1 pseudogene is annotated in these 684 nt (G+C 67.7%); it reads right to left on the bottom strand.

Annotated elements, in window-relative coordinates:
- Nucleotides 1-684, bottom strand: a pseudogene (locus tag B1790_RS32000) (cytochrome b); the annotation flags it as partial.

The following is a 684-nucleotide window of genomic DNA, read 5'->3' as shown; positions in this document are numbered from 1 at the left end:
GCCGTTGCTGCCGTTGCCGTTGGTGTCCTGCCGCTGTTTGAGGGCGGTGATGGCGCGGTGTTCGGCGGCGTGGGCGGCGGCGACCAGGGCGGTCTGTTCGCCTTCGGGGTCCGGGAACAGGAAGTTGCCCGTGCCCGGTGCGCCGGCGGAGCCCAGCTTGTTCATCCGCTTGGGCAGCGGCGCGCCCTGGTACTCCAGCGGGATGGGGTGGCCGTGCTCGTCGACCGGGCCCAGCGGCTGGTGCAACTCGACGTACGCGCCGTGCGGCAGCCGCTTGAGGATGCCGGTCTCGATGCCGTGCTCCAACACCGCGCGGTCGCTGCGCTGCAGGCTGATCGCCCACCGGTAGGTCACGTAGTAGACGATCGCCGGGAGTACGACCATCCCGATCCGACCGATCCACGTGGTCGCATTCAACGAGACGTGGAACTTCAGCGCGATGATGTCGTTCATCGCCGAGAACGTCAGCACGATGTACAGCGCGATCGCCATCGCCCCGATCGCGGTGCGCACCGGTGCGTCTCGCGGACGCTGCAACAGGTTGTGGTGCGCGGTGTCCTTGGAGAACCGCTTCTCCAGGAACGGATAGATGATCAGCAGCATGAAGACCAGGCCCATGATCAACGCGACCGCGACCGCGGCGGGCACGGTGTGCCCGAACGGGTACAGCTCCCACGCCGGCCA

The organism is Mycobacterium sp. AT1 (assembly GCF_002043095.1).
Taxonomy (GTDB): Bacteria; Actinomycetota; Actinomycetes; order Mycobacteriales; family Mycobacteriaceae; genus Mycobacterium.
Note: the sequence above shows the minus strand (reverse complement) of the source record. Positions and strands in the feature narration are given on the sequence as shown.